This window comes from Thermococcus aegaeus (genome assembly GCF_055393685.1).
The window spans coordinates 1,377,443-1,389,791 of sequence record NZ_AP042464.1 but is presented as its reverse complement, the minus strand read 5'-3'; the positions used below and the strand labels follow the sequence as shown (position 1 = coordinate 1,389,791).

General features: G+C 48.6%; 10 protein-coding genes. 6 read left to right on the top strand and 4 right to left on the bottom strand.

Annotated elements, in window-relative coordinates; genetic code table 11:
* Window position 1 precedes the first annotated feature (1 nt).
* Genes bgaS through ACZ5NL_RS07460 form a run of 6 tightly spaced genes read left to right on the top strand, consistent with a single transcriptional unit; the run spans window position 2 to window position 7,149 of the window.
* Window positions 2–1,540: a beta-galactosidase BgaS gene (gene bgaS / locus ACZ5NL_RS07485; RefSeq protein WP_464843394.1), complete on the top strand. Its 1,539-nt coding sequence runs from the start codon at window positions 2–4 to the stop codon at window positions 1,538–1,540.
* Window positions 1,537–1,752, top strand: coding sequence for a hypothetical protein (locus ACZ5NL_RS07480; protein WP_464841687.1), 216 nt, complete (start codon window positions 1,537–1,539; stop codon window positions 1,750–1,752). Before bgaS ends, ACZ5NL_RS07480 begins: the two co-directional genes overlap by 4 nt.
* A 4-nt stretch (window positions 1,753–1,756) precedes the next feature.
* Window positions 1,757–2,260: a PIN domain-containing protein gene (locus ACZ5NL_RS07475; RefSeq protein WP_464841686.1), complete on the top strand. Its 504-nt coding sequence runs from the start codon at window positions 1,757–1,759 to the stop codon at window positions 2,258–2,260.
* The gene (locus ACZ5NL_RS07470; protein WP_464841685.1) at window positions 2,253–3,224 is read left to right on the top strand and encodes a glycoside hydrolase family 16 protein; all 972 of its coding nucleotides are present in this window, start codon (window positions 2,253–2,255) and stop codon (window positions 3,222–3,224) included. Before ACZ5NL_RS07475 ends, ACZ5NL_RS07470 begins: the two co-directional genes overlap by 8 nt.
* A 16-nt stretch (window positions 3,225–3,240) precedes the next feature.
* The gene (locus ACZ5NL_RS07465) at window positions 3,241–6,426 is read left to right on the top strand and encodes a cellobiose phosphorylase (protein ID WP_464841684.1); all 3,186 of its coding nucleotides are present in this window, start codon (window positions 3,241–3,243) and stop codon (window positions 6,424–6,426) included.
* Between the two features lie 51 nt (window positions 6,427–6,477).
* Window positions 6,478–7,149, top strand: a complete 672-nt coding sequence (locus ACZ5NL_RS07460; RefSeq protein WP_464841683.1) for an SDR family oxidoreductase — start codon at window positions 6,478–6,480, stop codon at window positions 7,147–7,149.
* Between the two features lie 40 nt (window positions 7,150–7,189).
* Here ACZ5NL_RS07460 and ACZ5NL_RS07455 read toward each other — a convergent pair whose 3' ends face one another.
* The 4 genes from ACZ5NL_RS07455 to sufC all read right to left on the bottom strand — a co-directional run bounded on the left by ACZ5NL_RS07455 (window position 7,190) and on the right by sufC (window position 12,288).
* Window positions 7,190–8,881, bottom strand: coding sequence for a hypothetical protein (locus ACZ5NL_RS07455; protein WP_464841682.1), 1,692 nt, complete (start codon window positions 8,879–8,881; stop codon window positions 7,190–7,192).
* Between the two features lie 151 nt (window positions 8,882–9,032).
* Window positions 9,033–10,139, bottom strand: coding sequence for a SufD family Fe-S cluster assembly protein (locus ACZ5NL_RS07450; RefSeq protein ID WP_464843392.1), 1,107 nt, complete (start codon window positions 10,137–10,139; stop codon window positions 9,033–9,035).
* Window positions 10,139–11,566 carry a Fe-S cluster assembly protein SufB gene (sufB, locus tag ACZ5NL_RS07445; RefSeq protein ID WP_464841681.1) on the bottom strand — a complete coding sequence of 476 codons (1,428 nt, stop codon included), beginning with the start codon at window positions 11,564–11,566 and terminating at the stop codon, window positions 10,139–10,141. The genes ACZ5NL_RS07450 and sufB overlap by 1 nt, the downstream gene beginning before the upstream one ends.
* Window positions 11,563–12,288: a Fe-S cluster assembly ATPase SufC gene (gene sufC / locus ACZ5NL_RS07440; protein WP_464843391.1), complete on the bottom strand. Its 726-nt coding sequence runs from the start codon at window positions 12,286–12,288 to the stop codon at window positions 11,563–11,565. Before sufC ends, sufB begins: the two co-directional genes overlap by 4 nt.
* Window positions 12,289–12,349 lie beyond the last annotated feature (61 nt).

Here is a 12,349-nt window from a genome sequence, read left to right as displayed (position 1 = left end):
CATGATGGACAGAGAGTTTTTATGGGGAGTTTCACAATCGGGCTTCCAATTTGAAATGGGTGACCGCTTCAACAGGAACCTGGACACAAGGAGCGACTGGTGGAAGTGGGTTAGAGATCCGGTTAATCTCAAAAAGGGGCTCGTGAGTGGCGACCTGCCGGAGGAAGGTGCCAACAACTACGAGCTCTACCCAATTGACCACTCACTGGCAAAGGAGCTCGGGCTCAACGCCTACTCCCTCAACGTGGAATGGAGCAGAATATTCCCATGCCCCACGTATGGAGTCGAGGTGGATTACGAGCTCGACGGCAACGGGCTCGTTAAGAAGGTGAAAATAACCGAAGATGCCCTCAGAGAGCTCGATGAAATCGCAAACAGTTCAGAGGTCTACCATTACATGCGGGTACTCACGAACCTGAGGAAGCTGGGCTTTGAAATAATCCTTACCCTTGCCCACTACACCCACCCGATATGGCTCCACGACCCCGTCGAGTCAAGGGACGCAAACCTGAAGAACGAGAGGAACGGATGGGTAAACCAGAGATCAATAATCGAGTTCACCAAGTTTGCGGCCTACCTCGCCTACAAGTTTGGGCACCTCGTGGACATGTGGGCCACATTCAACGAGCCAATGGTGATGGTTGAACTTGGCTACCTCGCCCCTTACTCCGGGTTCCCGCCGGGAGTTATCAATCCACAGCTCGCAAAGAGGACCATCATTAACATAATAAACGCACATGCGAGGGCATACGATGCAATAAGGGAGTTTGATAAAGAGAAATCGGGAGGCAGGTCCAGAGAACCCGCCCAAATTGGCATAATAGCCAATAACGTAGGCACTTCGTATCCAAAAGACCCAAATGACCCGAGGGACGTTAAGGCCGCTGAAATGACGGACTTCTTCCACAGCGGGCTCTTGCTACAGGCACTAACCAAAGGGAACCTGAACATCGAGTTTGACATGGAGACGATGTTAAAGGTGAACCACTTGAAAAGACTCGACTGGATAGGGATGACCTATTACTCGAGGGAAGTTGTTGCCCATTCCGAGCCCAAATTCCAGGAAATTCCGATAACGGCTTTTAAAGGCGTCCCAGGATACGGTTACTCATGTCCACCAAACGAACTCTCGGCAGATGGACATCCGGTCAGTGATCTTGGATGGGAAGTGTATCCTGAGGGAATTTACAACAGCATAAAGGCCGCATCCTCCTATGGAAAGCCCGTTTACATAATTGAAAACGGAATCGCCGATTCTAAAGATATTCTCAGGCCGTACTTTATTGCCTCCCACATAGCTTACATAGAAAGGGCCGTTGAGGCCGGTTTTAATGTTGACGGATACTTCCACTGGGCACTGACGGACAATTATGAATGGGCAATGGGCTTTAGGATGAGGTTTGGCCTGTATGCCGTCGACATGATTACCAAAGAGAGGATTCCCAGGGAAGAAAGCGTTAGGGTCTACCGAGAGATCGTGGAGAACAACGGCATAACGGGTAGAATTGAAAAGAAGTACCTGAGGGGTGGGGGGTTATGAAAACAATAGCTGTTGATGAAGAGACCTGGAACGCAATAAAGAAGCTCAAAACAAAGCTCGATGCTAGGTCCTACGATGAAGTCCTCAGGATTCTAATAGAAACATGGCATTCCACTAACTTAAACCGAAAACTCGACGAAATAGGCCTGGACGACGAAGAGAGCGAGACAGCCCTGAAAATACTAAAAAAGCTAAAAGAAAAGGAGGAATAACCATATGAGAATTCCCAAGAGGATAATGTTTGATAGCTACTCCCTCCTGAGGATGCACATGAAAAGAAACAAATCACTGCTCGAGCTGACTCTCTTGAACTTCGAAGTCCTTGTACCACAGATCAGCATATATGAATACCTCGTCACAAAGGCTTTCCTTGGAAAAAATCCCGACCACGAGATGGCATTATTGAAGGAAATTTACCACATAATCCCTCTGGAAGATGAAGTAATCACTAAAAGTGCCGTAATCATGAAAAGTCTCCTGAAGAACAGAAAGAAAATTCCCACCATCGATGTTTTCGTTGGGGTTACGGCTATAGTGAAGAACGCTCTGCTGATAACGGATGATCCCGGCCGCTACAAACCACTCGAGAAATACGGGCTGGATGTAATAAGCATCGAAAAGTTTACTGAAGAGCTGAACCTCCTCGCCGTTGGACTCTCTGGGGAGGATTCTACAGCCAGTGCGATAGAAAAACCTGTAGGAGGAGATTCCAATGGATAAAAAAACTATAGGGATGCTGGTGTTAGTGATAATGCTTGGGGGCTTCATAAGCGGGTGTCTTGGAGGGGACACCCAAACGACATCGCCCTCTCCGAGCACAACCCCAGCCACCCAGACCACTCCAGTGACATCTTCTGAGACTTCAACAACTCAAACGTCCACCTCGACTACGCAAGTACCTATGAAAATTGAAACGAACGGGAGAACCTGGGAGTTGTTATGGCACGATGAGTTTGATGGAGAGATGGTAAACGAGAAGTACTGGACGTTTGAGATAGGAAACGGTCAGGCATATGGAATCCCCGGATGGGGAAACAATGAACTTGAATACTACTCCCCGAACAACACGGTGGTGGAGAACGGGACGCTCGTAATAGAGGCCAGAAAAGAGTGGGTAACCGACGAGTATGGAACCTTCATGTATACCTCCTCCAGGCTCAAAACCGAAGGCAAAGTTGAGTTTGAACCCCCTGTGAGAGTTGAGGCCAGGATGAAGCTGCCAAAGGGTAAAGGGCTCTGGCCAGCTTTCTGGATGCTGGGGACGAACATAAGGGAAGTCGGATGGCCCACATGTGGTGAGATAGACATAATGGAGTTCCTGGGCCATGAGCCGAGAACTGTTCACGGCACAGTCCATGGGCCCGGCTATTCAGGAGGAAGAGGAATAACTGCAAGTTATACGCCCCCTGAAGGAGTCCCCGACTTTACCGAAGATTTCCACGTCTTTGCCATTGAGTGGTTTCCCGATAGAATAGAGTGGTACGTGGATGGAGAGCTCTATCATGTGGTTACAAGGGCGCAGGTTGAGAGCGCGGGTAATGAATGGGTCTTTGACAAGCCCTTTTACATAATCCTAAACCTCGCAGTCGGCGGAAACTGGCCGGGAAGACCTGACGCGACTACAAAGTTCCCGGCCAGGATGTACGTGGACTACGTTAGGGTGTACAGGTTGGCCGATAACTAAAGCCGGGGGAAGAGTGATGATGGGGGAGAACTTCGATTCAAAGGGGCGCTTCATCATAGAGAACTACAACCGCTGGAAACCATTTGCGAGCTTTTTACCCGGAATAGCCGGAAAGAAAGGGATACCGATGTGGGTGTTCTATGTGAACAGGGGGCAGTGCATAAGCTCCTTTGGGCTACGGGACAAAGACCACCCGATAATGGAGTTCAACTCCGCAATTAGGGCCTATCAAAGCGTGAGGACTCTTGGCTTCAGGACTTTCATCAAGTTCCCAGAAGAAGGAATATTCTACGAGCCTTTCGGCCTCTCGGATAACGGGAGAATAAAACAGAGGATGCACATCGGGAGAAACGAGCTGGAAATAGAAGAGATAAATGAAGATCTGGGGCTCAGCATAAAGGTTCTCTACTACACCCTGCCCCAGGAGAAAATACCGGCCCTCGTCAGGATTGTCACCATAAGAAACATCTCCCCTGCCCCAAGAAAGCTGGAGATACTTGATGGAATGCCCATGATCATCCCCTACGGAGTCAACGACTACGTCATAAAGCACATGGCCACCCTCGTCAAGGCGTGGATGGAGGTCTTTAACCTTGAGAGGAAGATGCCCTTCTTTAAGTTGAAGTCCTCCACAGAGGATGTCCCCAAGGTCACAGAACTTACGGAGGGAACATTTTACATCTCATTCGTCAAGAGAAACGGAAAAAGCGAGCTCGTAAAGCCCATAGTTGATCCCAACGTGGTTTTCGGAGACGATACATCCATGATAACCCCTGAAAACTTCATTAGGACTCCTCTAAGGGAACTTCTCAACAGAAAGCAGGTCACATTCAACAAAATACCCTCCGCGTTCTCTCCGGTCGAAGTGGAGCTGAAGGCTAACGAAGAAGTAAAAATCTACACTGTAATAGGTTATGTGCCTCACATATCCTTTCTCGACCACTACGGGCCAAAATTCGCAGACGAGAAGTACCTTCGGACAAAGTACGAGGAAGGCAACGGCATAATCAAAGAAATCGTGCGCGACATCTGGACCAAAACCTCCTCCCAGCTCTTCAATGAGTATGTGAAGCAGTGCTACCTCGATAACGTCCTGAGAGGTGGTTATCCAATAGTTCTGAACGAGGGAAAGCCCTTTGTCTATTACCTGTACCTGAGGAAGCACGGCGACCAGGAGAGGGACTACAATTACTTTGTCCTAACCCCGGAGTATTATTCCACCGGAAACGGCAACTACCGGGACGTTAACCAGAACAGGCGGGAAAACGTCTTTTTCCATCCCGAAATCGGGAACTACGACATAAGGTTCTTCATGAGTCTCATCCAGGCGGACGGGTACAACCCACTCGTCATAAACGGAGTGAAGTATCACTTCGCCTCAGAGGACACATCCTTCCTTGGGGACCTCGTGGATAAGCCAGAGGCTTTAGCCGAGGCCCTAAAGGAGCCATTCACTCCGGGGAGGCTTTTAATGTTCATGGAGGAGAACAACATAAAGCTCAAGGTCTCCGAAGAGGAGTTCTTAAGAACACTGCTGAAGCACTCCGAGGAGGAGATAGATGCTGTCCATGGCGAGGGCTACTGGTGCGACCACTGGACATACAACCTGGATCTAATAGAGAGCTATCTCGGCATATATCCCGATAGAAAGCGGGAGCTGCTCTTTGAAGACCGCAGCTACACCTACTACGACAACGCAATGGTCGTGCTTCCGAGGTCTAAAAGGTACGTGCTCGAAAACGGAAGGGTCAGACAGTACAACTCCCTCATAGAAGACAAAGAGAAGAAGGCCCTTATCGAGTCGAGAAAGGAATACAAACACGTCATGAGGGCAGGAAAGGGAAGGGGCGAGATATACAGGACGAATCTTGCAACAAAGCTCCTCAACTTAGCACTCGTCAAGTTCGCAACGCTCGACCCGGCCGGAGTTGGGATAGAGATGGAAGCTGGCAAACCCGGATGGTACGATGCCCTCAACGGGCTTCCGGGACTCTTTGGCTCCTCGGTTGGAGAAACCACAGAGCTTTTGAGACTCCTCGACTTCCTGATTGAAACCTTCGAGGAGTTCTCCGAGGCCGAGCTCGATATCCCCGTGGAGGTTTGGAGGCTCTTCACAGAAGAGGTCAAGCTCGTTGAAGAATACAATAGCAGAGAAGACGAGAAAAAAGACCACTGGCTCTGGGAGGCTCTTTCAGACCTTCGCGAGTGGTACAGAGAGGAAACGAAGCTCGGCTTCGATGGAAGGGAGGTCAGGGTTAGGGCCGGAGAACTTGTTGATGGTCTGAAGTTTCTCCGCGAAAAGCTGACAGCGGGCCTTGAAAAGGCGATAGAAGAAAACAACGGAATAATGCCGATGTACTTCTACTATGAGCCCATAGAGTACAAACTCAACGAAAACGGAGAGATAAGAATACTGAAGTTTGAGCAGAGGAAGATGCCACTCTTCCTTGAGGGCGTTGTCAAGCAGATGAAAATAACCAGAGAAAAAGACCTCCTAAAGGAACTCTACCAGAAAGTAAAGGAGAGCGAGCTCTACGACAGGAAGCTGAAGATGTACAAGCTCAACGCACCTCTGAAAGACTGTTCAATAGAGATAGGAAGGGCAAGGGCCTTCACCCCTGGGTGGTTGGAAAATGAGTCCATATGGCTCCACATGGAGTACAAGTACATGCTGGAGCTCATAAAGAACGGCCTCTACGAAGAGTTCTACGACGACTTTAAGAACGTAATAGTTGCTTTCCTTGATCCGAGCGTTTACGGGAGGAGCCCGCTTGAGAACTCGTCCTTCATAGTCAGCAGTGCTTACCCCGACGAGTCCCTTCACGGAACGGGCTTCGTGGCAAGGCTTACAGGGGCAAACGCTGAGTTCCTGAGCATCTGGAAGAATATGTTCATAGGAGACAAGCCGTTCACCGTTGAAAACGGCGAGCTCAGGCTAACATTTGCACCGGCACTTCCAAGGCGGCTGTTTGACGAGGAGGGGAAGGTGAGCTTCAACTTCCTTGGAAAGTGCAGGGTCACCTACCACAACCCGGCTAAAAAAGACACGTGGAAGCTCGACCTAAACAGGGCAAAAGTAATCCTGCACCTTGAAGACGGGAGCAGAGTAGAGGTGAATGGAAATACACTCAGGGGAGAGTATGCACTGATGGTCAGGGAAGGCAAAGCCAAGGAGATCAACATTTACCTGCCGGAGGGTTGAAGCTGGCACCGTTGGCTTTTTCCTTTTTGATACTCCCAGGAGGTGGTAAAGATGAAGGTTGCCGTTGTTACCGGTGCATCAAAGGGAATAGGGAGGGCCGTTGCAAAGGCTCTGGCAAAAGAGGGTTATAAACTTGTACTTGGTGCGAGGAGCGTTGAAATGCTCGAAGAGCTTTCCAAAGAAATAGGGGGTGCTTTCTACTCCTACTTGGACGTCTCGGATCCAGAAAGCGTTGCGGAGTTTGCGGAGAAAGTCCTTAAGGAGTTTGGCGGCGTTGATTTGCTCGTTGCAAACGCAGGAATCCCAATGGGCGGAAGGCTGGATGAGGTTGGCGAAGAGGACATGAAGAAGGTTCTGGAAATCAACACCCTCGGCGTCTGGAGAACCATAAAAGCCTTCCTGCCGAGTTTGAAGGAGAGAAAAGGCACTGTAGCGGTCGTGACTTCATACATCTCAACAATGATCCTCCCAAATGCTGGACCCTACGTCGCGAGTAAGTGGGCGGCGAGGGCAATCACAAAGACCTTCCAGCTGGAAAACCCTGAGGTGAGGTTCATAGAGCTCCGTCCTGGAAAAGTTGATACCTACTTCTACGGAAAACCTGGAAGAAAAATAGAAGAAGGGTTCATGAAGCCGGAAGACGTCGCGGAGCTCTTAATCGCCCTTCTGAAGCTCCCGGAGCATGTGCTCGTTGAGGAGGTGCTCTTCAGATCAATCTATTAATCCGGGCCTTATCCTTTTGTTTTTCAGGCCGCTCAGTCCTTTAAGGCTCACTTTTGGACGGCAGAACCACGAGCCTAACGCTCGATGCTTTTATGGGCAGCGTCTCCCTCACAGCTATCGTCCCGTCGGTGTTGAGGACTTTGAAGGCCGCCACCTTTATCTCCTTGCCGGTCTGGGGGTTCCTCCCGGTGAAGACCTCCACGTAAACCCTGTCGAGGTAATCAGCTCTCAGAGTGGTTGGGCCCGAATCCTCGAGGAGTATCAGCGTCTCGCCGTTGGCACTGGTTATCACGTAGAGCCTGATCTCGGCCGAGCTCTCTTCCATGCCCTTCCACACTTCAGGTATAAACGGGCCGTTTCCGAAGTCGGTGATGTTGATATCCTTCATCGCGGGAACCTCCTCAAAGGGTCCTCCAAATGTCTCCCTGAAGATGCCGTTCAGGAGCGGACTGAAGGTGCACGAGCAGGCCTCAGCTGGCGTCTCCACAGAGGCCTCGACGGAGGTTATTGCGTTCTGGAACGCGTCCAGGGCCTTTTTTGCGTCCCTGGCTTCGACCTTTGTTCCGCCCATCCTAACGTTTACGTTGACGAGCTGTTCAGCTAACTGTTTTAGATCGGCCTTCATAACGAGGGTCTGGAGTGTGTACTGGCCGGGCATCAGGTAGAGCTCCTCCATCGGGGCGGGGTCGTAGGGGCCGGTGCCGTAGTCGGTCGGGTCGAAGACGAAGGGCGCTATCTGGGCCCCAGCGCAGAGAACCTCGTCGAGCGTTACCTCGTCCGTTATCGGCATCAGCTCCATGTAGTTCTCGTCGAGGGGTAAAGGCCTGTAGCAGAAGCCCCCATCGTCCGCTATGCCGAGCAGGGTCGTGTTCACCGGCGGGACGGTGTAAATACCGTTCTCATCTGGAGAAACTTTCATAACTGTCTCTCCCGTGTTCGGATCCACCATCCTTAAAACTCCAAGGTCCCTACCAGCGACCTTTATCTTCATGCCGTCCCTCGCGTTTATGTGTATCGCCACCTGGCCGGCGCTAACGGTTCTCCCGCCTTCTCTGATCGACCTGAGGACGCTTCCGGTTCCGGGGTGGTATATCTCCACGCTCTCAAGCTCGTACCCCTTGAGGAGGGAGTGCATCTGCTCCGCCATCTTGGCGGAGTCCATCTTGAGGGTCTTTCCGTTCTCGGTGTAGAAGAAGTCGCCCCTCATGTTGTAGAACCCCTCGATGGGCTCGCCGGTTGTGGCGTTCTCCCAATAAGAAGTCTCAACTGCCCCTACTTCCACAAGGGCTCTTAAGTTTAGAATCTCGTAGTACTTAAGCTGAGCCAGATTTTGGAGAAGATAAACCTTTCTTTTGATATCGCTCTCGTTTGCGACCATTTCCGATAGAATCTCTGCTGATTTTTCCCAATTTTCGATCTCAGAGCTTTTTACCTCTAAACCCAGCTTTCCAAGTTTTTCTTTAGCGTCAACTATCTCTTTGTCGTAGAGCTCAATCAATCCTTTGAGCTTTTCCTCATCGGCTTTCAGGTCATCCTGAGAAAGCGTTTCTGTGGGGGCACTAGTTGGGGTTTCTTTTGAAACTGTACTTGTGGTGGTTTCCTTTGGGGTTGCGGTTGTTGGGGTAGTGGTTTCCCTAGTGGTGTTTCCTTGATTTATACAGCCTGATATAAACGCGCCAAATACTATAACACTCAAAAGCAGAGCAAAGCCTGCAACTTTTTTCATTTTCATTTTTCAAACCTTCTTTTAGTCACGAAAAAGCAAAAATCAAAAAGAGTAAACTCCGTCTAGTGACTTATAATAGAAGTTACTTGTAAGGGTATATAACAGTTGTGCTTTACAAAGAAGAAAAAGGTAAACATAAAACATAACAAAACTACGCTCACAAAAGCTCTTCAACGAGAGCCATTATGTTGCTTCTGGCCTTTGCCTTCAGCCTCTCTAGGTGATCACTCAAGGCCTCTCCAATGCCATGCACAAAGAGGCTCAAAGCTTCTTCCCTGCTCAATCCACGGGAGCGGAGGTAGAAAAGAGCATCTTCATCAAACTGAGCAACGCTTGATGAGTGGGATGCAGTCTCTATCTCCCCGGTATCTACCTCAAGCATAGGTACGCTGACACCAAGGGAACCCTCGTCCATGATGATCACATGAGAGCTAACTTCACTCGAAGAGTTCTTAGCCTTTTCAAAAACTTTCGCTACACCTCTGTGCACTACCCATCCTTTCTTGTAGGAATAACCGTTTATTTTTGTTTCACTCTTACTTTTCTCCCCATACTGAAGAACATTAGTGAGGTAGTCAACGGCTGAGCCTATCCCTATGGGAATTCCCCTTAGGATAAGTTCGCTTTCAACTCCTTCAAGGGAGTAGTCCTCTCTGTGATGACTCATTTTTCCTCCTTTGACTATCGTGAATCCTCTCACTTTCGACCTTTCACCAAGTGTAGCCCTCAAGAGATAGTGTGACAGAGATACATGATTCCCGACGGTCAAAATCTCAGCTTCAGCATTTTTAAGTCTGAGCTCAACTACAAAGGATTTCGCCCCTTTTTCAGAGAGGTCATAGATTATTATAGGCACATTGGCGTTTTCCACCTCAATGCTTAGGTGATGGCTTATGAAAGCATTTTCAGAGAGGTGAGAAACTATTACAAGCGGCTCAAGCAAGCTTTTAGTTACCCTAAGTTTATACGCTTTCTTGAGGGCATAAAAGTGAAAGCCCAAAATTCTTGACTCTTCTGGCTGAGAGAGACCTAGGGTTCCTTCTTCCAGTTCAACGCCCTCTGGGAGGTCAAAGTTTGACTCACTTCCCGAGAAAACCACGTTAGCCTTAATTCCTACTTCTCCCCCCTTTGCTTCGGTGGGGAGATTAAGGGGCGAGTTTTCTTCAAAGAGCTTCCATTTCGTGTAGCTCCTTATTGTAGGACTATCCCCATACTTCTGATAGGTGAGCTTTTCAAGTGCTTCTGCAGTTATTGTAAATGACATCATCCAACACCCCCAACTTCACTGAACTCGAGCTCTATAACCTTCTTAAGAACCTCAACGTACTCAAAGGGCAACCCTTCAAGGATTTCACTTATAAAGCCAAGCACTATAAGGCTCTTGGCCTCTTCTTCTCTTATGCCCCTCGCGTTAAGGTAGAAGAGCTTATCTTCACTAAGCTTTCCAGTTGTTGCCTCGTGGATTATGCTGGCTGAAGGCTCATCGTTCTGATTGTGCGGATAGGTGTAAGCTTTGCTCTCTTCATCAAGAATGAGCGAATCACATGAAACTGTAGCAGTTGAGTTCTTTGCTCCCTTGGCTATCCTAACAAGACCACGGTAAATGTTTACTCCTCCATTGGCACTTATGCTTTTGGAGACTATCTTTGAGCTTGTATTTCTGCCCACATGAAAGCTTTTTGCTCCGGTATCCTTTAGGAAAGGTCCATTGCTGAGTGAAACTACATATTGGGCAGTCCGGGCGTTGTCGCCTTTTAGAACACTTGATGGATAAGTGTAGGTTATTCTGCTCCCTATGCTGCCCTCTATCCACTCGACGTAGGCGTTGTCCTCTATTATTGCTCTCTTATTGTTGAAGTTGATCACGTTCCTGCTCCAGTTCTGTATGGTGGTGAACTTGACCGTGGCGTTCCTGTGGGCGTATATCTCGACCATGCCGTCGTGGAAGGAGAAGCCCTTGTACATCGGGGCGGAACAGCCCTCAATGAAGTGGACGTAGCTTCCCTCGTCCGCAATCAAAAGCGTGTGCTCGAACTGTCCCTCGAGGGCAGAGCCTATGACGAAGAAGGCCTCTATCGGGAAGGGCACTCTAACCCCCTTCGGGATGTAGACGAACGCCCCGCCGCTCCAGAGGGCGTGGTGCAACGCTGAAAACTTGTGCTCTCCAGGCGGAAAGACCCTTCCGAAGTACTTCTTCACCAAATCGGGATATTTTTTAACGGCCTCCTCCATGGGAAGCATTATGATGCCCTTTTTCTCAAACTCATCTTTGAGCTGGGAATAAACGCTCTCGCTGTCGAAAACTGCAGTTAAGCCAGAGAGAAACTTCTTCTCTATTTCTGGGATGTTAAGCCTCTCAAAGGTTTTTCTAATGTTTTCTGGCAAATCATCCCAGTCCTTTACCTCCTTCTGTAGCTCCGGTTTGGTATAAAGAATAAGGTTGTCCAAATCAAGCTCTTCAATACCAACAACCCATTTTGGCATTGGAAGCTTTTCAAAAAGTTCTAAAGCCCTTAACCTATGCCTAAGCATCCACTCTGGTTCTTTCTTTATTCTTGAAAGCTCCTCTACAGTCTCTCTGCTTATCTTCCCCTTTAACTCTATTTCCTTAGGGTATGGGACAGCGGTGCCGAGTATTTCCTCAAGGGATCCAGCCTTTAAAATTTCTTCAAGCTTGGAATATTCGCTCATAATGCCTCCACCGCCGCAAAACCCCTCTCCTCTATCATCTTTACCAGCTCAACTCCACCAGATGCAACTATTTTTCCTTCCTTAATAACGTGAACCCTGCTGGGCTTGAGGTGCTCTAAGATTCTTCCGTAGTGGGTTATCAAGAGAATAGACGTGCCTTCTTCGTGAAGTTTGTTTATAACATTGGCTATCATTTTTAAAGAATCAACATCAACTCCGCTGTCGGGCTCGTCCAAGATAAGAAGCTTCGGCTTCACAAGGTATGCCTGAAGCATTTCAAGTTTTTTCCTCTCTCCACCCGAAAATCCAACATTCAAAAATCTTGCAAGTATTGATTCATCCAACCCAAGCTCTTGAACAGCATTAAATATGAGCTCATAAGCTTGTATCTCATCCAGTCCCTTGAGGTTTTTCAAAACTCTCTGCAAAAACTGGATAACTTTGACACCTTCAACCTCCACGGGATGCTGAAAGCTTAGAAAAATTCCCTTTTTAACTCTCTCTTCGGGAGGCATGTTAGTTATGTCTTCCCCCTCAAAAAGTATCCTGCCATCTACTACTTGATATTTTGGATGACCTGCTATAGTCAAAGCGAGGGTAGATTTTCCACTTCCATTTGGGCCCATAACGACGTGGAGTTCTCCATCATCAACGGTGAGGGTAATACCCTTTAAAATCTCCTTATTTTCTACTTTAACTCTCAGGTTATCCACTTTCAACATGACCATCACCGTCCATTATCGGTACATTTTTGTGTAAGAGAAAATGCTTTTAAAAGTTTTC